Annotated in this window: 21 protein-coding genes; 18 read left to right on the forward strand and 3 right to left on the reverse strand. The window is 42.1% G+C overall.

The annotated features are described in order from the left end of the window. Nucleotides 1-144 precede the first annotated feature (144 nt). The 14 genes from BLP52_RS12190 (at nucleotide 145) to BLP52_RS12260 (ending at nucleotide 12,221) form a co-directional block, all read left to right on the forward strand. Nucleotides 145-1,461, forward strand: coding sequence for an ABC transporter substrate-binding protein (locus BLP52_RS12190; RefSeq protein WP_162272985.1), 1,317 nt, complete (start codon nucleotides 145-147; stop codon nucleotides 1,459-1,461). Beyond that, nucleotides 1,458-2,504: a radical SAM protein gene (locus BLP52_RS12195; protein ID WP_202905790.1), complete on the forward strand. Its 1,047-nt coding sequence runs from the start codon at nucleotides 1,458-1,460 to the stop codon at nucleotides 2,502-2,504. The genes BLP52_RS12190 and BLP52_RS12195 overlap by 4 nt, the downstream gene beginning before the upstream one ends. Nucleotides 2,505-2,578: 74 nt before the next feature. Beyond that, nucleotides 2,579-3,703: a FecCD family ABC transporter permease gene (locus BLP52_RS12200; protein ID WP_091710860.1), complete on the forward strand. Its 1,125-nt coding sequence runs from the start codon at nucleotides 2,579-2,581 to the stop codon at nucleotides 3,701-3,703. Further along, on the forward strand, nucleotides 3,700-4,491 hold the full coding sequence (locus BLP52_RS12205; protein WP_238380830.1) for an ABC transporter ATP-binding protein: 792 nt from the start codon (nucleotides 3,700-3,702) through the stop codon (nucleotides 4,489-4,491). Before BLP52_RS12200 ends, BLP52_RS12205 begins: the two co-directional genes overlap by 4 nt. Before the next feature lie 101 nt (nucleotides 4,492-4,592). Continuing rightward, nucleotides 4,593-5,021, forward strand: a complete 429-nt coding sequence (locus tag BLP52_RS12210) for a hypothetical protein (RefSeq protein WP_091710769.1) — start codon at nucleotides 4,593-4,595, stop codon at nucleotides 5,019-5,021. Between the two features lie 44 nt (nucleotides 5,022-5,065). Beyond that, nucleotides 5,066-6,205, forward strand: coding sequence for a metal-dependent hydrolase (locus BLP52_RS12215; protein WP_162272986.1), 1,140 nt, complete (start codon nucleotides 5,066-5,068; stop codon nucleotides 6,203-6,205). A gap of 163 nt (nucleotides 6,206-6,368) precedes the next feature. Continuing rightward, nucleotides 6,369-6,680, forward strand: coding sequence for a hypothetical protein (locus BLP52_RS12220; RefSeq protein ID WP_154717875.1), 312 nt, complete (start codon nucleotides 6,369-6,371; stop codon nucleotides 6,678-6,680). A 288-nt stretch (nucleotides 6,681-6,968) separates the two neighbouring features. After that, on the forward strand, nucleotides 6,969-7,262 hold the full coding sequence (locus tag BLP52_RS12225) for a hypothetical protein (protein WP_091710772.1): 294 nt from the start codon (nucleotides 6,969-6,971) through the stop codon (nucleotides 7,260-7,262). 15 nt (nucleotides 7,263-7,277) lie between these two features. Next, on the forward strand, nucleotides 7,278-7,949 hold the full coding sequence (locus BLP52_RS12230; protein ID WP_091710773.1) for a molybdopterin-dependent oxidoreductase: 672 nt from the start codon (nucleotides 7,278-7,280) through the stop codon (nucleotides 7,947-7,949). 87 nt (nucleotides 7,950-8,036) lie between these two features. Continuing rightward, the gene (locus BLP52_RS12235) at nucleotides 8,037-8,783 is read left to right on the forward strand and encodes an ABC transporter ATP-binding protein (protein ID WP_091710774.1); all 747 of its coding nucleotides are present in this window, start codon (nucleotides 8,037-8,039) and stop codon (nucleotides 8,781-8,783) included. A gap of 18 nt (nucleotides 8,784-8,801) precedes the next feature. Then, on the forward strand, nucleotides 8,802-9,476 hold the full coding sequence (locus BLP52_RS12240) for a heme exporter protein CcmB (protein ID WP_091710775.1): 675 nt from the start codon (nucleotides 8,802-8,804) through the stop codon (nucleotides 9,474-9,476). A 451-nt stretch (nucleotides 9,477-9,927) separates the two neighbouring features. Further along, nucleotides 9,928-10,272, forward strand: a complete 345-nt coding sequence (locus BLP52_RS12250) for a hypothetical protein (RefSeq protein ID WP_091710777.1) — start codon at nucleotides 9,928-9,930, stop codon at nucleotides 10,270-10,272. 95 nt (nucleotides 10,273-10,367) lie between these two features. Beyond that, nucleotides 10,368-11,078 (forward strand): cytochrome c biogenesis protein, encoded by a 711-nt coding sequence (locus tag BLP52_RS12255; protein WP_091710778.1) that lies wholly within the window; start codon nucleotides 10,368-10,370, stop codon nucleotides 11,076-11,078. A gap of 42 nt (nucleotides 11,079-11,120) precedes the next feature. Further along, on the forward strand, nucleotides 11,121-12,221 hold the full coding sequence (locus BLP52_RS12260) for an NADH:flavin oxidoreductase (RefSeq protein ID WP_091710779.1): 1,101 nt from the start codon (nucleotides 11,121-11,123) through the stop codon (nucleotides 12,219-12,221). Here BLP52_RS12260 and BLP52_RS12265 read toward each other — a convergent pair. Together BLP52_RS12265 and BLP52_RS12270 are read right to left on the reverse strand one after the other, a co-directional pair. Beyond that, nucleotides 12,194-12,865 carry an HAD family hydrolase gene (locus BLP52_RS12265; protein WP_091710780.1) on the reverse strand — a complete coding sequence of 224 codons (672 nt, stop codon included), beginning with the start codon at nucleotides 12,863-12,865 and terminating at the stop codon, nucleotides 12,194-12,196. The genes BLP52_RS12260 and BLP52_RS12265 overlap by 28 nt on opposite strands. A 36-nt stretch (nucleotides 12,866-12,901) precedes the next feature. Next, on the reverse strand, nucleotides 12,902-13,834 hold the full coding sequence (locus BLP52_RS12270; protein WP_238380831.1) for a bile acid:sodium symporter family protein: 933 nt from the start codon (nucleotides 13,832-13,834) through the stop codon (nucleotides 12,902-12,904). An 82-nt stretch (nucleotides 13,835-13,916) separates the two neighbouring features. On the opposite strand from BLP52_RS12270, the gene BLP52_RS12275 reads away from it, so the two are divergent. Both BLP52_RS12275 and BLP52_RS12280 read left to right on the forward strand, forming a co-directional pair. After that, a complete protein-coding gene (locus BLP52_RS12275; RefSeq protein ID WP_091710781.1) occupies nucleotides 13,917-14,573 on the forward strand; it encodes a S4 domain-containing protein in 657 nt (218 codons plus the stop codon). A gap of 63 nt (nucleotides 14,574-14,636) precedes the next feature. Continuing rightward, on the forward strand, nucleotides 14,637-15,233 hold the full coding sequence (locus BLP52_RS12280) for a DUF2119 domain-containing protein (protein WP_091710782.1): 597 nt from the start codon (nucleotides 14,637-14,639) through the stop codon (nucleotides 15,231-15,233). A gap of 548 nt (nucleotides 15,234-15,781) precedes the next feature. Here the strand turns inward: BLP52_RS12280 and thsA are convergent. Continuing rightward, nucleotides 15,782-17,419 carry a thermosome subunit alpha gene (thsA, locus tag BLP52_RS12285; RefSeq protein ID WP_091710783.1) on the reverse strand — a complete coding sequence of 546 codons (1,638 nt, stop codon included), beginning with the start codon at nucleotides 17,417-17,419 and terminating at the stop codon, nucleotides 15,782-15,784. Between the two features lie 222 nt (nucleotides 17,420-17,641). Here thsA and dph5 point away from each other — a divergent pair, with 222 nt between their 5' ends. After that, the gene (gene dph5, locus BLP52_RS12290; protein ID WP_091710784.1) at nucleotides 17,642-18,445 is read left to right on the forward strand and encodes a diphthine synthase; all 804 of its coding nucleotides are present in this window, start codon (nucleotides 17,642-17,644) and stop codon (nucleotides 18,443-18,445) included. A 62-nt stretch (nucleotides 18,446-18,507) separates the two neighbouring features. Continuing rightward, nucleotides 18,508-20,271, forward strand: a complete 1,764-nt coding sequence (locus BLP52_RS12295; RefSeq protein ID WP_091710785.1) for an ATP-binding protein — start codon at nucleotides 18,508-18,510, stop codon at nucleotides 20,269-20,271. Nucleotides 20,272-20,295: the final 24 nt, after the last annotated feature.

Genomic DNA, 20,295 nt, shown 5'->3' on the forward strand with positions numbered 1-20,295 from the left:
ACCAGCGGGTTATGCAGGATACAGAATATGCTTAGAGCAACAGTGGAAGCTATAATGCACTTCCTGTTCTCTTGCAGATGCTCAAGTCCATTCATTGCAGATTGCAGACTTACAGGTATAAATTACTTGGAAGGTGGAATCTATATGAATAAAGAAACAAAAGTTCTTCTGATAACCATAATGATGGTAGTTGCAGTCTTTTTTAGTGGCTGTGTGGATAGTAAGTTGGTAAATGAAAGTGATCCAGTTTCTGATAAGATCACAGAAAACAATGATTATGTAGTTGAAAAGGAAAACAGTACAGATCAAAAAATGATGAGTGTCAGAGATGATATTGAGACTGATAAGAATACTACAGACTTTTCTTTAAATAATACCACTTCTGATTATACATCTGCCTCTTCTTATTACACAAGCAGTGGCAGTTCATCCAGTTCCAGTAAATCCACTTCTGATGAAACTGTGTCAAGTGATAATTCTACTACTACAGATAATAGTACGACAACCTGGAATATTACTGATATGGCAGGAAGAACATCAGAGATCCCAACCCCTGAAAATCTTCAGAAAGTAAGCTGCTTGCATCCGATCCCTACTTATATGACATGGAGGCTGGCACCGGAGAAACTTATCAGCATCGATATGGTCTTTAATGCAAACCCTCGTCTTGTGCCTGATGATGCGAATGATTTCCTACATAATCTTCCCGTAACGGGAGTCTATTTTAAAGGCATGAATCAGGAACAGATGCTGGCACTTGATCCGGATGTAATAGTATCCATGACCAAGGATCCAAACATAGATCAGGAACAGATGGACTATGACGCAACAATTGTTGCCATATCCAAAGATAGACTTGGATATTACGAAGAGTCTTTTAGATTCATGGGGGTATTACTTGGTAATGAGGGAGAAGCGAATGAACTTGCAGACTACTGGAACAGTTCAATCACAAAAGTGACGGACATCACATCAGAGATACCTGAGGAACAGCGTCTGAAAGTCTATTATGCATCCCACGACGGCCCTCTTTCAACTGTTGGTCCGGAGACAGTAATGAACTCGATTATCAACCTTGCAGGAGGTACTGGTTTATATGACACGAACAGTTCACTAACATCTGCCGATCTGGTAAACGAGCATCTGGCTGTTAACATCGAGCAGATTATTCTGTGGAATCCTGATGTTATCATTACAAAAACAGAGACAGAGAAAAATTCGATTCTTAATGACACTCAGTGGGAACCTATAACTGCCGTGCAGAATGGCCGTGTCTATGCAGCTCCTCGCTGGGAATCATTGGATGGTGTACAATCTATCATGGGTCTTATGTGGACGGCAGAAACTCTGTATCCGAGCGAGGTTACATTTGATTTCAATACCGAGACACGTGATTTCTATTCAAAGTTCTACCTCTACGACAACATGACTGATGAACAGATCGCGGAGACGGTAGCATGACGGATCTGGCAATGGACTACACAAAGATTCTTCAGAAAGCTCTTGATGAGCCCATTGATTACGATGAGGCTCTTTACCTTTTTAAAGAGACTGAGAATGCTGTAAAGGCACAGGATCTTTTCCGAACCGCACTGGCTGTAAGGAATGCAGAGATCGGTAACACTTTCAGGTGGAGCGGTGGGATAGCCTCTGTTCTTCCATGTAAACTGCAGCCTTTATGTTCGTATTGTCCATACTGGACAAAGGACACAACACAGCCACTGACAATTGATGAGATCAAGATTGGCGTGCAATATATAGAAGAGCAGGGTTTGAAGGAATTCCATCTAAGCGGTGGCACAGACCGTCGTTCAGATGGCAGGGACATTGTAGATATAGTAAGGACAATCGCACCAATGACATCAGCTGACATAACAGTGAATGTAGGTGCTGCCATATCAGAGGCAAACATTCAAGAATTGAAACGACTTGGTGTGAAGCGCATAGGTGCTTCTTTTGAAACTGTTAACCGTGATCTTTTCCGTAAGGTAAAGGCAGGAGATAGTTTTGATGCCAAGGTGGAGCTGGCAGAGATGATCAGCGATGCCGGGCTGGAATTTGGTACGGGAATGCTTGCCGGACTTACAACAGGTCCTGAACGTTACAAGGACTATGCGGATTTCATGTTCTTTGTCCGTCAGTTCAGGAATCTGAAAAGCGTTTATGTAAGCCGTTTCTTCCCTGTCACAGGAACTCCAATGGCAGATCATCCGCGCTGCTCGACAATAGAAGGCTCACGTATAATCGCGATAATGCGTCTTATTCTAAGGAATATTGATATTGGCCCGGCAGCAGGTTGGAGCTACGATGATATTCCCATGTGGGTCATGGCTGGTGGTGGTAATCGCATAGGTGGTGTGCATATCAATCGTGTTCCCGGGTACAAGAATAACTGGTTCCTGCACTCGGCACTAGAATATCGTGACCGTATGGAGTATCGCAATACTATCGCAACTGCTGAAAAGCTACTGAAAGAAGCAGGTATTGAAGAGGTTGTTTATTGAAAATACTTTTTGATAAATGAACATTGATTTTCAGATATAGCTCAGAAATCATGGGACAAGTGGAAATGATAAATATGAAAAAAACGTGGAGCCTGTGTAACGTTACTCTGATCAACCGAGTGAAACTTACTTCACATCTGAGTAAAGCACCTATCAATTTCACTTTGTTCCTGTTGCTTTTATGTGTTCTCATCATAGCTCTCTTTGTTGGCAGATATCCAATAGACCCGGTCACAGTGGTGATTATTCTGGTTGCCGGTATCATGGAATGGATAGGAAATATGATAGCGGTCATTACAGGTGTGAAGGTATCCTTCTTCTGGTCGATACGGCATACATGGCCAACAGCTATGAACACTGTTGTCTGGGATGTGAGATTACCCCGGGCGATGGCTGTCATTCTGGCAGGATCAGGACTTTCAGTGTCGGGTGCGACCTATCAGGGTGTTTTCCGCAATCCTCTTGTCTCAGAGTCCATTCTTGGTGTTTCTGCCGGTGCCGGGGTCGGTGCAGCTCTCGCGATTCTGATGGATCAGGGGAACAGCGTCATCCAGTTATCAGCATTCATATTCGGGCTGCTGGCCGTTGGTATGACCTTTGCAATAAGCCGTGTCTATCGCAGTAATCCTACGCTGGTTCTCGTGCTGGCAGGAATCATCGTGGGTGGTCTGTTTTCCGCAATCATTTCCCTCATGAAATTCGTTGCTGATCCATATAGCAAGCTTCCAGATATAGTATTCTGGCTTATGGGTTCTTTCTCAAAGGCTTCTTCTGCAAATCTACTTCCTATCATGCCGATTTTCATAATTGCTATGCTTATAATCATTTTACTGCGATGGCAACTTAATGTCCTTTCAATGGGTGATGAAGAGGCAAGGTCATTGGGAATCGATACGAAACGTTTTCGTCCAATAGTTATTGTTTGTTCCACTCTTCTGACAGCAGCTGCAGTTTGTATAGGGGGTGTGATCGGCTGGGTGGGACTTATAATTCCTCATATTTCCAGAATGGTTGTCGGTCCTGACCACAAAGATATGATAATTGCATCCATACTGCTGGGAGGTTCCTATCTGCTTGCTGTAGACACAATATGCAGGACATTGGCATCTGTGGAGATACCCATCAGTATAATCACTTCTATCCTAGGTGCTCCGATATTCCTGTATTTGTTATATAAAGCTAAAAAGACGTGGTCATGATGTGTGCAAGACTTGAAGTAAAGAATGCCACTTTTTCCTACGACGGCAAAAGGAATATCTTTGAGGATATCTCCTTCTCTGTCGACCCGGGAGACGTGTTCTGCATTCTGGGAACAAATGGTACCGGTAAATCCACATTGCTTCGCTGCTTATGTAATTTATATAAATTGAATGCAGGCAGTATATGTATCGATGGAAAGGAGATAACTACATATGCACCTAAAACCCTGGCCCGGAAGATAGGTTTCATTCCTCAGATCCACACACCCACTTTTCCATATTCGGTACTGCAGGTGGTCATGATGGGCAGAACACCACATCTGAATACTTTTGCAACGCCTTCAATGAATGATATGGATATTGCACTGGAAGCTCTCAGAACGGTAAACATCGAACATATAAAAGACAAACCATATACCGAACTCAGCGGTGGACAAATGCAACTTGTGCTCATGGCCCGTGTGCTTGCCCAGGAACCCGAGATCCTGCTGCTTGATGAACCGACTTCTCATCTGGATGTGGGTAATCAGATCAGTACTATTGAAATGGTCCGCAAATTATCACGTAAAGGTCTGTCTCTGATTATGACTTCACATTTTCCAGACCACACTTTCCTTTCATCCAGTAAGGTTGGCATCATGAAGGATAAAAAATTCCTTGCCATGGGGCATGCCGATGAGGTTGTCACCGAAGAAAACCTGCAGGAAACCTATGGAGTACCTATAAAAATTGTCAGAATTGACGGAGAGATCAATCGCAAGATTGCAGTACCGGTAATAAGAGAATAAAGCCGTAACTATGTTCATTATTATTTTTTAAAAATCCTTTTTGAAAAAGAACTTAAACCATCAGATAATTGGTTTGTTTGCATAATTTCAGGAAGGATAGCATGGTTACAAAGCAGGAAGAATTCTGGAAAAGAGACAATTTCCTTGTTATAACAGATGGTACAAAGCCTGCCATCAAGTGGACAATAGATGAACTCAGGAAAAAAGGAAAAAGTGTATGTGTACTTGATTACTCTGATAAGCCCCTTGAAGGCTCAGTTCAGGATACATCAGAGGTTCCAGAAAGCGTGGAAAATGCAATAATTGGCATTACAAAAAGAGAACCTGCCAGAATAATTGAAAAGCTGGCTGAAAAAGGTATTGTTAACTTTTGGGTTCACTGGAGAACAGATACTTGTGATGTCAATCATCTGGAGTATAAGCAGGATCTGAAGATAATAACTGGAAGATGTCCGATGATGTATCTTGGCAGTAGTGGAAGTATTCACGGTTTCCACAGGTTTGTTTCGAAAGCTCTTGGAAAATACTGAGTTAATTAATCATCCAGCACCCTGCAAAAATATAAAAAGAAATAGTGCCATCTTTTATACTGGGTGAGGATGACAGGATGGTAAATACACTGTCCCATCTGGGAATCGGGTTACTGATAGCATCAGTTGCAGGGTTTAATAGACGACAGATCAAGATAGTTGCTTTTATGTCAATACTGCCTGATCTGGATTTCATATTGAATGCATTGTTCCTTGCAATAGATGGACACCTTGATCACCAGATGTATAATGGTCTCTACTACATGATGGGTCACAGAGAGTTCATGCATTCACTCATTTTTGCTTTGATCGTAACTTTCTATATCTGGTATAGAGAAAAGGATCGCATGCTTACTATCGCTTCCGGTGCTGCCATATTCAGCCATATTTATCTGGATTATGTCACAAGCTGGAAAATGAGGCCATTTTTTCCTTTCATAAAAGAAACTTCAACGATAGGTGCAATTGATTTCTTTGATCCCATGGTTACGGTCATCTCATTTATACCATTGTACTATATTCTGGCAGGCCGTGTCCGTGAAAGCAAAAACAATGGTGTTCTAAATGGGAATAATATCTCTTCGCAAGTAAATGGTCATATTAGCGCATTTTTTCAGGGCAATGGTAGCTGGCTTACCGGTATTTCAAAAGGTGAACACAGATCACTGTACAGGAAAATGCTGGTGATCTTTGTAATATGGTGTGCTTTTAATCCATTGGCAAAAGCAGTTTTAATATCAGATATTGAAAGAGCAGAAGGTCATGATATTAGCTATCAGGATTCTTATCCTATATTACCGGGGATCTTTCTCTCGGCCTATGAATTCAATGATACTACATACAGGATATTGACTTTCAGCTACTGGTCTGGTGTAGAGAAAGAAGGATTTGTGGAAAAATGTTATTGTGACAATGCTTCTTCTGAGCCATACATACAAAGGACACAATTCCTGTACAGTTCCAGTCTTCCGGGTGAGGTGGATTATCCGGTTTATAATGTGTCTAATTATGGTTCTAATGTCACAGTGGTACTTAGCGATGCCCGCAACCCATTTGCTCAGTACTGGGCATACTTTAAAACTGAATATATATTTGTATTTGATACTGCTAGTGAAAATTATGAAGTTTATGTGAAAAGGGATGTTCACTATAGTAAACCAATGCCTAAAGGCATGTTCGAATGATTCTGTGAACATGATATTCCGTATTAAGTACATGCTAATTTTATTCGTGTACATCATTCTATATATAATAACAAACTACTTTTATATGAGTTCATGCAATGTAGTGATTGCAATCAATTACAAGGAGATTGTGACATTGAGGGAAAATGAGAGCAATTTGGTTATGGATATTAAAATTCATGAGTTCGTTGACAAGGACACATGGCATTTGCATCTTGCCTTGCACGCAAACAATCTGTTGCTTGGCGTAGCATTTGCAAACCTTGGCAATTCGAAGTATGATAACGAAACCGTGGTAGCGGCAATACAGAGCCTTAAGAATGAATATTACAAGGCTATCGGATCTCCTATGAGATACAAGAATGGAAGTCTTATATTCCTGCCTGCTGACCCGGGAATCGTCGCAAAAGAGTCACAAAAAGCATCTGAAATGGAGATAAAACATGTCTGCCATCCGGAAAAAGCAGTGGCTTGATCACATTAATATAAATGCTGGCACCAACGATCCCCTCAGATAAAATGCACCCTCTTGCATTAACAAAATTGTTTGCTTTCAACAACAAGCCAGCATTTATATTCTCCTAAATATTAAAGGAATATGAAAGCAAGCACCTGAATTATTTTCAATGAATTATTATGGATCTGATTTTCTAGATATTCTATTCTGTGGCTTCTGATCACATCCCGTTCCATCATTCAAAAGTATTTCCTGCACAACACTTTTTACACTATACTTGCATACTGAAATTAGGAGGAGTAGGAAATGCTGGATGATGATCTTGATGACTTGCCTGATGTACAGCCTTCTGAAAGAGAACGGGTCAAAGCAGAGCATGAGCTTGCCCACAAGGCAGCTTCACACCCAATCAGGCGCCAGCTTATAAGAGCTATCGGCGCATTCGGAGCTACAAGGAGTGAACTTCTGGAAAGTACAGAACTTGATGAAAAGGTGTTCAAGTATCACACAGAGTTCCTTATTAATGGGGAATTTCTAAACATAATCGAGGATAAATATTTCCTGAGTGACAGGGGAATAGAACTTCTTGACTGCATTTGAACCGGAGGTTAGTTCATGGCTCAACTCAGGCAATATAGTTTCTTAATTTACTGTCTAGTAGCCTTAATTCTTGTTTTAGCTGGCGGATGCGTTGAAAATTCACCCCAGGAGGTTAATACTTCCGGCGAAGCTACCGTTTTTGAAGGACAGGAACTGACCCCTATCTCAGAACAGAGAAATAATGCTATTCAAGGTACTCAGTACATAGATCCGGATACATATGAGCTAAGAATTTATGGCCTGGTTGATAATCCTGTCAACCTGAGCTATGATCAGTTGCTTGCATATCCTTCAGTTTCAAGATTCGTGCGCATGGACTGTGTTGAAGGCTGGGGATTCGATGCAAAATGGACCGGTGTTACGCTGAACACATTGTTCAATGAAACTGGCATCAACAGTAGTGCAACGACGGTCGTATTCTATTGTACAGACGGCTATTCAACTTCACTTGAGCTGGATTATCTTGTGGACAATGACATCATGCTTGCCTATAAACTCAATGACATAACCCTGCCTGCAGACAGAGGATTCCCTCTGCAGCTTGTGGCCGAGGATAAGTATGGTTACAAGTGGGCAAAATGGATTACTGCCATTGAAGTTATCAATGAACCCTACAAGGGATACTGGGAAAGCGTGGGTTACAACAACAACGCGGATGTTGGTGGTCCAGCGTTTGAGAGAAAATAATTCTGAAAATCAGTTTTTTCCGTTTTGTCCTGAAATCAACACTTCTGGACAAAACGTTAATCTATATAACCAATAAATATAGCTCCAATGGACAGTATCATCTCTATCACCGGTCTTTCAAAGAGCTTTGGGCGAAGGCAAGCATTGAACAATATCGATCTTGAGATCAAAAAAGGTGAGTTCGTTGCCGTATTCGGTCCCAACGGGGCCGGAAAGACCACTATTCTAAAGATAATGTCCACGATCATCAATCCTTCCAGAGGAAGTGTGCTTGTTAATGAAATTGACGCCAAAAAACACCCTGAGAAAATAAGGGGTATGATAGGTGCAATCTCTCATGAGACTTACCTTTACGATGAACTGACAGCAAGAGAAAACCTTGTTTTTTTCGGACGCATGTATGGAATTGAGAACAATAATATTGATGAAAAAGTTGATTCCATACTCAAAAGTGTAAATCTCCTTCAGCGTGCAGATGAACGTGCCGGTTCATTTTCAAGAGGTATGAAACAGAGGCTTTCTATTGCAAGGGCATTGTTGCATAAGCCTGAGATTCTGCTCATGGATGAGCCATATACCGGACTTGATCAGCATGCTGCTGCTAATTTTGAGCGTGTGCTCATGAGTACCGGAGATTCTGATGTTACAAGGATAATGATAACCCACAACATCGAGCGTGCCTTTGAACTATGCGACCGCATGCTCATAATGGATAAGGGAGAAATACGCTTTGATAAACTAAAAACTGAAATTGAAAGCGTGGATGATTTCAGGGAACAGTACCTTTCCATAGTGGAAAAGGATACCGATGCAGAGGGAATAAGTAACGTTTAATCTGCCTGTGGTGAGATAATGAAGAAAAGCCTCTACATTGCAGCAAAAGACCTGAAATACGAGTTTCGCACAAAACAGATGCTCAATTCCATGCTTATCTTCTCGCTTATCGTCATAGTTATTTTCAGCATCTCGTTCGTTGATGTTCTCAGTCAGACAGAACTTGTAGGAAAACTCGCACCTGGTGTTCTTTGGGTGGCTTTCACCTTTGCAGGCACTCTGGGACTTTCACGTTCCTTTGCAGGTGAGATGGAGAACGGCTGTCTTGAAGGTTTGAAACTTTCACCAATTGACAGGAGCTCGATCTACATCGGGAAGACAATATCAAATGCTGTCCTGATGTTCATTGTGGAATTGCTCACAATACCAATCTTCATAGTTTTGTTCAACTACAATATCAGTGGCATTCCGGGACTTGCACTTGTAATTTTTCTGGGAACGTTTGGTTTTGTCAGTGTGGGAACCCTGCTTTCAGCATTGTCAGCAAGCACAAGGGCAAGGGAGATCATGCTTCCGGTGCTTCTGCTTCCGTTAATTATTCCTGTGATCATTCCTGCTGTTATGGCAACCGGGACGATACTCACAGATGGCGGAATTAGTAGTATTTCTTCGGAACTCAGGTTGCTTATAGTGTATGATCTGATATTCTTCGTTGTAGGACAGCTTGTGTTCGAATATACTGTGATGGATTAAGACACTCTGAAATTCACTTTCAAAAGCCTGAGAAGCAAATGTCATTTACACATACCTTACAATCGTTCCGATTAGTTGTCATATAGGTTCAAACGCTACCAATATTAATTAATGGATACAATATCTCTAGTAATGGGGTAAAAGGGAGGATTATGGTTATGGCTGAAAGCAATTGTGCAAACTGTAAGTTGAGACAAAAATATGATGAAAAATCAAAGTCGTTTCTAGGACGATTCTGGCGCTGGCACATTAACTTTTGTCCTGGCTGGAAAAAGTATTTTACTTCACTTCCATCAGAGGAAAAATCGAAAATTGCTGTTAAATACTATTTTAATAAGTACCAATAATAAATCACACCTGATCTGTTAAGTGACTCTAATCAGAGTCACTTTTCATTTTATTCAGAGTTCTTGTTGTATCTGCCGTTTAAGTTAAAATTCATGGAGGAAAAATGGAAAACAATCTGATATATTCCGATAAACTTGTAGACGTAGATGATAAAGGTATACGTCTTAAGAAATACTATTTTCCATTAGGACAGGCAAAGTTCGTGAAGTTCCAGGATATTTTTAAGATGGAGAAAAGACAGGCAACTTTAACTACCGGTAAATGGCGAATTTGGGGATCCGGCAATCTTATGACCTGGTTCCCTCTGGATTGGTTAAGGCCAAAGAGAGATATCATATTCTTTATCCAGATGGCAACTCAAAGTACACGAATTGGTTTTACTGTAGAGAATACAAAGGCTTTTATTGAAGCTGTTGAGTCAAAGGACATTAGGATCGAAAATTCATAACAAGCTATTTTGAGAATCTTCAATAATTTTCTGACTCATGTTTGATGTATGAAAAGCATTTAAACAAGGAGTTTTAATAAGGCAGAAGAACAACCATGCTCATTGACAGGAAAAAAGAACGGATACTTGCAATCATCACAGCTCCTGTTATGCTAATTGCCATCGGGATGATCTTTTTCTATCTGCCCCAGATGAAAGGCAATGCCAGTGAGATACTTGACAGCAGTTTCAAGATATTCTATTTCCACCTGCCAATAGCTATGGTATCATATCTTGCGTTCACTGTTGTTTTTATTGCCAGTATAATGCACCTTAAAGGAAACAGCAGCAAATGGGACATCGTTGCCCATTCTGCCGCTGAGGTAGGCGTAGTATTTGCATTCCTCGTACTTGTCACAGGTTCGATATGGGCCAAAGCAACATGGGGCTGGTACTGGATATGGGAGCCGAGGCTTACAACTTCACTTGCACTGTTCCTTGTATATCTTGCCTACCTGATGCTGCGTCAGGCACTTGAGGAACCTGAAAAAAGAGCTCGTCTTGCGGCTGTATTTGGAATTGTAGGATTTATCTCTGTCCCACTTAGTTTCCTGTCTATCAGATTGTGGCGTTCAGCCCACCCACTGATGTTCGGTGGTTCTTCATACGGAAGCAGCGGCGGTGGACTTGAAGGAACTTCACTTCAGCTTACACTTGCTGTTAATATGCTGGCTTTTGGTTTGCTATTTGCATCAATGCTTGTTTACAGGATCAACAATGAATCATTGAAGGAAGAGCTTGAAGAAATGAAGTACAGCTCTTCTTAAGCTAAGAAAAAGCATATAAGCTCCTGCTATCAATATTCCTGCATGTTGTTCGAACCTATTATGCTGGGGAATATGGAAGTTCCCAATCGTTTTGTACGTTCTGCTACCCATGAGTGGATGGCAGAGCCCGATGGCACGCCAACCGACAGGATTGGTGACATGTATGAAGAGCTTGCCCGTGGAGAAGTGGGGCTTATAATCACCGGATATGCATATGTCAATCCTAATGGGAAAAGTGATACTCTTCAGCAGGGAATCTATGATGATAAGTTCATAGAGCCTTACAGGAAGATCGTCTCAAGGGTACATGAGCACGGAAGCAAGATCGTTATCCAGATAGTTCACGGTGGCAGGCAGACCATGATGACTGCGGATAATCCCGTGATTCTTGCACCATCTGCTGTGACCAATAAAAAGAACGGTGTGACCCCTGAGGAAATGACCGAAGAGGAAGTTCTTCAGACGATCGAAGACTTTGCCAACGCTGCAAGGAGAGCAAAGGAAGCAGGTTTTGATGGTGTTCAGTTACATGTTGCTCATGGTTTCCTGCTCAGCAATTTCATTTCTCCATACACGAACAGGCGTAAGGACAGGTGGGGAGGTTCCACAGAGAAGAGAACACAAATCATCCTTGACATTATCGACAGGATACACGAGATGATAGGTGATGAGTTCCCGATACTTGTCAAGCTCAATGCAACCGATGGTTTTCCTAAAGGAACGAAGAATGTCCTTGATGCTCCTGAATGCGTTGAGATTGCGAAGATACTTGCTGCAAATGGTGTGTGTGCAATAGAGGTCAGCGGTGGAATTGTCGAAGCAGGACAGGAGATGTTCAGGACTAAAATAAAGAGTACTGATGCAGAGGCTTATTACAAGGACTATTCCAAAATGATAAAGGAAGCAGTAGATGTTCCTGTAATGGTTGTAGGCGGTATACGCTCAAAGGCTGTCATGGAACAGATGCTTGATGAAGGATATGCCGATATGGTATCTCTTTGCAGACCTCTTATTTGTGAACCTGACCTTGTGGCAAAGATTAAAAATGGCGAGACAGAGGTCGCAAAATGTGTATCATGCAACCTTTGTTCCGATGAGAGTGGTATAAAGTGCAATTATAATTTTAACCGTGCACAATCATAAGACGGTTCCAGTTCATTCAGGAACTCTAAAAGGCGGGTGTGGTTCTCAATGACCATGTCTGCCTGATGGAATTTTTCAGCATCAAGGTATGTGGGAACTGCCAGACAACACAAGCCTGCTTTTTTGGCAGACTCAACTCCCATGGGTGCATTTTCGATAACAATAGCTTCATGGCTTGAAATCCCTAGCATTTCTATTGCTTTTAGGTATGGATCCGGGTCTGGTTTTCCACGCTGTACATCATCGGCTGTGACAAGTTCTCTGAAAATTCCGGGATATTCGGATTGAATGATATCCTGAACAATAGGTTTGTCAGAACCTGATACTACTGCAAGGTTGAATTTATCTTTAAGACCGAGGAGACACTCCGGCATCCCTTCAAAAACCCTGAATTCTGCTATCCTGTTAAATTCTGCAATGTATCTCTCAACGATATCCAATATGTTAAACCTGGATGCATCTGCGCTTCCTTTCTCAAGCAGGAATCTCATGATGTCAACAGTTCTTTCTCCTTCTCTCTCATAGATATCCTGTTTATCCATTTCAACGCCAATTTCGTCAAAAATATGCTGGACAGCTTCTGCATGATCTGACATAGAATCAACAAGCACACCATCCATATCGAATATTACAGCCTTTAACAAATCATCACCATTGTGGATGAAGCATCGGTTTGCATTCTATAAACTTGTTTTGTCATTGTCAGATGACCAGTAAGCAGCAAGAGCAGACCCTGCAATATTATGCCATATACTAAACAAAGCACCCGGAAGAGCTGCAAGCGAAGAGAAATACTTTACTGCAAGTGCAACGCTCAGCCCGGAATTCTGCATTCCAACTTCAATTGCTATGGTTCTTGCATCCTTCTCGTCAAGTCCCAGTGTCTTTGAGAACAGGTAACCGCTGGCAAATCCAAATCCGTTGTGCAGTATGACTGCAACTATTACCAGTTTTCCGGCAACAAGTATGTTGTCTTTGTTCAGGGCGATTATAATTGCAATAATGAAGACTATCGTAGCTACTGACAATGCAGGGAATGCGTGTCTGAATCTTTCGATGTGTTTGCCGAAGAATGTGTTCAGGAATATTCCAAGTGCCACAGGCACAAGTACTATTTTCACAATACTCAGCATCATGCTTCCAACTTCTACGGGCACTGCCTGGCCTATGTAAAGCCAGGTGAGTGCAGGTGTTAGTATGAATGCAAGCAGTGTGGACACCGATGTGAGTGTAATTGACAGTGCTACATCTCCCTTTGCAAGATAGCATATCACATTTGATGCAGTTCCTCCGGGGCAGGTTCCAAGCAGCACCATTCCTGCCATTATTTCAAGAGGGAGGTTCAGGGCGTATGAAAGGATGAATGCGATAAGCGGCATCAGGATATATTGCAATGCGGTTCCGATAACAATCACTTTTGGTCTTTTGAGTACCAGCAGGAAATCATTTGCAGAAAGGGTGATGCCCATTCCGAACATTACAACTCCCAGCAGTGGGGTTATAGCATCCTTATATGGTGAGAAGATGGAAGGATAAGCAAAGGCCACAACCGAAAGCAGGACCGCCCATAATGGGAAGAGTGAAGTGAATTTCTTTATCATAGTATTGTTCATGAGAACCGCATCTCTGAGTAAAATTTACCGATATAGTCTGGAACTGATACTATAAATAGTACGTTTCCTTATTAATTGAACCATGAGACTGGACGCATACCTTGTTGAAGCAGGACTCTTTAAGTCACGTGGGCGGGCCAAGACCGCCATACTCAACGGAAGTGTCAGGGTTGACGGCACAGTCGTCAAGAAACCATCAAAGGACATCAGTGCTGATTCTGAGGTTGATGTGGATGAGGGGCTTGATATGCCACGTGGTTACTTCAAGCTCAAAAGGATACAGGATGCAACAGGTGTGATATCTCCGGGTGACCGGGTGCTTGACCTGGGTTCCAGTGCAGGAGGATTCCTTATGATGGCATCTGAGATAGCCTCATCTGTGAAGGGTGTGGAGTTTAGCAGGGATTTTGATGACGAACTTGGCAAAGTTGTCAGTGAAAAGGAAAATGTCGCTGTGATGTTTGGCGATGTGTTCCGGATTCCTCTGGATGAAATGTCACCGGAGCTTGTTGATGTGATTCTCAGTGACATGACACTTGAACCAATGGACTCACTGGCAGCTCTTGAAAGAGTGTTGCCGCTTCTAAGGGACAATGGTAAATTACTTCAGGTCATCAAAATGGGGAAAGAGAAGAACAGTAAACCCATAATTGCTAAAATTGAGTCTCTTGGTGTAAAGATACTGGACATTCTGGGATCTGACAGGCAGGAGATATACATAATAGCACAGAAAAAATAGCACAGAAAAAAGTGCGATCATCAGAGAATGGATCTGAAGTATTAAACATAAGTTGAGGTCAATATGACATACAGGATACTTGGAGAAGGAAAACCTGTCAGGTTATTTGTGGCGGGCCTGCATGGTGATGAGTGGAAAGATACTTCAGACATCCTTGAAAGTATAGAAGCACCGCAAAAAGGTACTCTCGCTGTAATTCCGCTTGTGAATAATGGGAACTATGTCTCTACTCTTGATGACAGTTATTTTACTGATATAGGAACAGTTATCATAGAAGCTGTGGAAGAACTGGAGCCTGAAGTCTACATTGAGATTCATTCCTATTCTGCTGAAAACCTCGAAAAACTGACCGGTGCTGAAAGACTGCAGCGCATCGGTGTGCCAGCATTCAGCAAACTTGACCATGATGTGCTTCTTGGCTCAGTGGCACCTTATATCCGCAGGAAATACTTCCCACAGGATGCACTTTGTCTTACTTTTGAGATTCAGAAAGAGAATCCTTCATCAAAGGAATATGCAACAAAGATTATCAACAGGATGAAAGAATTCACTACAAGGGATGAGTTCCTTAGTTGCATGCTTGAAAAGTATCCTAAGCAGGCAAAAAAAGCAATTGATGATTATAAGAAGTTCTATGGTCTTTCAGATGATCAGATATGATATATTAAATCAATTAATACCAATTAATGTTTTTATGGTTCCCAGTTTGGCCAAAGTGGGTTTGGAGGAAAGAAATTATTGTAATTAAAATGTCTTCATGGCAGATTCGAGATCATGCCATGAAGGAATAGTATCCTACCATCGTAGCGGCAAGAGCTGTCAACATCGCTGCAAACTTACTGAGATTTATGTTGTTGTTGTAGTAGTGTTCTGTCATGATTTATCATGATATACTACATATCAATAGTATATATACGTTTCGCCATTTATCATGATTAATCATTTTAGTCATGTGTTCTAATAATTTCAACCGCCTATTGCTATCGATTCAATGAAAGGTTAATGTTTCTTAAATCCTGAAACAGGGATAATCAATATGAGAGTCAGGAAGTTCCAGGCGAATCTAAAATGGACACCACTATCCAAACTATCAATCGGTTGTCTTCAGAAGAAGGCTTAGCCTGTTTTTTACATTGGACAAATAGGAACTGAATAACTGATAAGAAAAAGAAAAGAGAAAAAGAAAGAATGTAAGAGGGCTAACCTCTTTACAACATTCCTGCCATATCGTAGTTGTGTACGTTGTGCTCAGGCTTGACATCCATCATGGCCTGTTCCTTTGCGCGGAGCATATCATCAACACGAAGCACAATAATTGCTGCTTCTGATGCGGACTTGATAGCCTGTGTCTTGACTCTGAGAGGATCTATAATGCCTTTATCCAGCATGTCAACAACATCTCCGGTCTCAATGTCCAGACCTGCGTTCTTCACAGTACCGTGTTTTGCACGGAGATCGATAATAGTGTCAATTGTGTCGAAACCACAGTTCTCAGCAATTGCTTTTGGAAGCTCTTCAATTGCATCAGCAAATGCACTGATAGCAAGTTGTTCACGACCTTCAACACTTGATGCATATTTCCTGAGTGCCTGTGCAACCTCTATCTCAGAAGCACCGCCACCAGCTACGATAGTACCGTCCTCGTAGACTGATTTGACCACATGGAGCGCATCATCGAACACACGCTCGATGTTGTCGGTAACATGCTCAGAACCTCCTTTAATGAGGATTGTCATGGTCCTTGCATCCTTGAAGCCCTTAATGTAGGTCTTCTCCTCATGCTCGTCTTCCTGTTCAACAAGTTCTGCGTATCCAAGGTCATCAGCTGTGATCTCATTGACATTTCTCACAAGAGCTGCGCCGGTTGAGTATGAAAGTATTTCCATATCCTCATCCTTGACACGTCTTGTTGCATACATGTTAGCTTCCTTAAAGAAGTGAAGCGCGTAATCGTCCATCTTCTTTGAACAGAATACAACGTTTGCTCCTGTGTCTATGATCTTCTGGATAACTGCCCTGAAGTTTGCTTTTTCCTGTTCCTTGAAATCGAACAATTGTTCAGCACTGTCAACATGCAGTTTTGAAGTTGTGTTTGTCTTAGCAAATACAAGTTCAGTGTCAATAAGAGCGATCTTTGCATTCTCGATGCGGCGTGGCATCTCATTGTGAAGTGCTTCTTTCCTGATGGAAATACCGTTAATGAGCTCAGTGTCGTGAATGGTTCCGCCGACTTCCTTTGCCATTACAATGTCCTTATCAACATCAACCTGTCCTTCATGCTCAATGGCATAGATAGCATCAACACATATCTTTGCAAGATGGTCGCCTGCCATTTCGGATGCTTTTCCTGTGATGGATGTGTTTGCGATCTTCTCAAGCATTTCCCTGTCTGTTTTCTCAACGGTGACTGCGTAGTTCTTGAGTGTTTCAAGGGCTTTCTCGGTTGCCATTGTGTAACCTTTCACAAGGACTGTTGGGTGAACACCGGTCTCAATGAGTTTCTGTGCTTTGTCAAGAAGTGCGCCTGCCATTACAACAGCACTGGTTGTACCGTCACCTGCCATCTTTTCCTGTGTCTTTGCAACCTCGACGATCATTCTTGCGGTTGGGTGTTCGATCTCCATTTCCTCAAGAATTGTTGCACCGTCGTTTGTCAGTGTAATGTCACCCATGATGTTTACCATCATCTTGTCCATACCTTTTGGACCAAGGGTTGTTTTCACAATACTTGCAACTGCTTTTGCAGAGGCAATATTCATTGATAATGCGTCTTTACCTGTTGTGCGCTCTTTACTTGGATCAACGATAATGATTGGTTGCTGTTGTTGATTACCATATCCTGCCATGACTTCGGACCTCCAATAGTATAAATAAATTATAGTAGTGTAATTTGTCAGTATAGTATTATATACGAGTGAAACTAACTGTATGTAGTTCTATAAAAACATTGCGACTCTTGTTTTCATTTACACTCACTCAACTGCCTCTCAGGCTACACATCTATAGTTCTTTAATTGTTCCCTGTGCATTCTCAAAGCATTTATCACATAAGGACATATCTGCGGATTATGCTCACTTTCATAGGACTTGGCCTTTTTGACGAGAAAGATATCTCCCTGAAAGGACTTGAAGCTATAAAAAATGCTGATATGGTATTTGCTGAATTCTACACATCAAGACTGATGGGTAGCTCACCGGAAGAACTTGAATCACTATACGGGAAAAAGGTCAATCTACTTTCCAGGGAAGACGTGGAAATCTCTCCTGACTGGCTTTCAGAGGCTAAAGATAAGAATGTGGCTTTCCTCACAGGAGGGGACACCATGGTTTCCACAACCCATGTTGACCTGAGACTGCGTGCAAAGAACCTTGATATCGAGACCAAACTTATACATGGTTCATCTATTGCCTCAGCTATCTGTGGACTCTCGTGTCTCCAGAACTATCGATTTGGAAAAGCATCAACAATTCCCCATCCATATACCAGCAGTCGTGGAGTCACAGTAGTATCCGAAACACCTTATGATACTATTAAGCTTAACAAAGAGAACAATATGCATACCCTTGTTTTCCTTGACATCGACAAGGATAAAGGTTACATGACAGTTAACCAGGCACTTTCATTGCTTCTTCAGGTAGAGGACAAACGAGGCGAAGGCATCATGGAGAATGCAATTGCTGTGGGTATTGCCAGAGCAGGTTCAGAAGCTCCAATTGTTAAGGCAGGGTATGCTCATGCTTTAAAGGACGAGGACTTCGGAGAACCTCTTCACATACTGGTCATCCCTGCATCTCTTCATTTTATCGAAGCAGAAGCCCTTGTGGAATTACTTGGAGCACCAGCTGAGATACTTGAAGGTCTTGATGACTGAGGGAAGATATAATAATACATAATAAACATAATACCGAAGACCATGAATTTGAGGGATGAAAAATGGTAAGAGGTTCAGTAGGCGTTATTTTTGGAGAAACAGGAACCTTTGAGTTCAAAGTAATGGTTTTTGACAGTTCCAAAGTATACAGGGGCGCATACGTCAAAGTATGGCATGATGCGTCATCGGACGAGAAAGATCACACATGGGTACTTGGTCAGGTAATGGCCATCAAACGATACAGTGATTCATTTTCTATCGAAGAAGCCATGAAGGGGCAGCGTGCTGATAAAAGCGATGATAAAATAGTTGCCGAGGTAGTGATCATCGGTTCAAGGGATGAGACCGGAATGCTTCGTGCACCTGTGATCCCATTCAGTCCGGGAAGCCCTATATTTGCAGCAGACGAGGGACTTACAAGATCAGTGCTCGGACTTACAGGCAACGAAATGAATATCGGTATGCTTGAAGGTACCAATATCAAAGTACAGTTAAGTGTCAACAGTCTTGTGCAGAAGCATTGTAGTATCCTTGCAAAGACCGGAAGTGGTAAGTCCTATACAGCATCCGTACTGCTGGAAGAGCTGCTCGATCATAATATTCCAATGCTTATTCTGGATCCTCATAGTGAATATTCATCTTTGAAAGTAGAAGGTGAAGGCAGTTCTGAGGATTTCGCTCGGTTCGGTGTCAAACCAAAAGGTTACGGCAACAGTATTAAAGTATATACTCCTGCAAGCAAGGCAATAAACCCTGATGCTGATGAGCTTTTCAGACTTAATGGAATGAACCTTACTGTAAGGGACCTGACATCAATTTTCCCTGATAATTTCTCTACCACGCATACCGGAATATTGTATGAAGCTATACAGAAACTACGTGTGGAAATGGAGACATATACCATCGAGGATATTATTTTCGAAGTGGGCAACGACAAGAGCAAGGCAAAGTGGAATGTTATCAATGTTCTTGAACAGATAAGGGATACAAATATCCTATCGCCAAATCCTACTTCCATAACCGAGTTGTTCCAGAAAGGAAAAGCTGCTGTAATAGACTTTAAGGGAGTTGCTCCTGAACTGCAGAGTATGATAGTTGCCAGCCTTTGTTCAAGTCTTTTTGAGGCTCGTAAGCTGAATCAGATCCCACCTGGAATGCTTGTTGTTGAGGAAGCTCACAACTATGCACCTGAAAAAGGTTTCAGCAAGACGAGCAGTACGGATATTCTCAGGACTATTGCATCCGAGGGACGTAAATTTGGTCTTGGAATGATGGTTATATCCCAAAGACCTGCCAGGGTTGACAAGAATGTGCTCTCACAGTGTGGAACGCAGGTAATAATGAAGGTAACAAACCCTAACGACCTTAAGGCTATAAGCAAGGGTCTGGAGGGTGTTACATCCTATGTTGAGGAAGAACTTATGCGTCTGCCTCCCGGCGTTGCCATGCTTGTGAGCAATGAAATAGAAAGGCCAGTGCTTGTTGATATCAGAATTAGAAAATCCAAGCATGGTGGTGAATCTGTCAATGTTCTCAAGGCCGCAAGGACTCCAACTCCCCCACCCCCTGAGTTTGCAGCAAACCAAATCCCTGAACCGGTAACTCCTACTCCGGTTCGCAGGCCTGTACCGGCTGTAAACACAGTTGAGATACATGAACATGATGTTCTGGACATTCCAGTAGTCGATTCTCCGGGACAGGACACAAATTTCACACCTCCTCCTAAGAGACAACCTTCAAGACCACCACGGGTTGAAGCCACAAATGGTGAAGAGTCTGAGGGTGGAGGTAAATTGTTCAAGAAGCTTTTCCGGGCGAACAGATAATAACTATGAATACCGTTGAACAGG

Origin of the sequence: Methanolobus vulcani (genome assembly GCF_900100715.1) — an archaeon.
Taxonomy (GTDB): domain Archaea; phylum Halobacteriota; class Methanosarcinia; order Methanosarcinales; family Methanosarcinaceae; genus Methanolobus; species Methanolobus vulcani.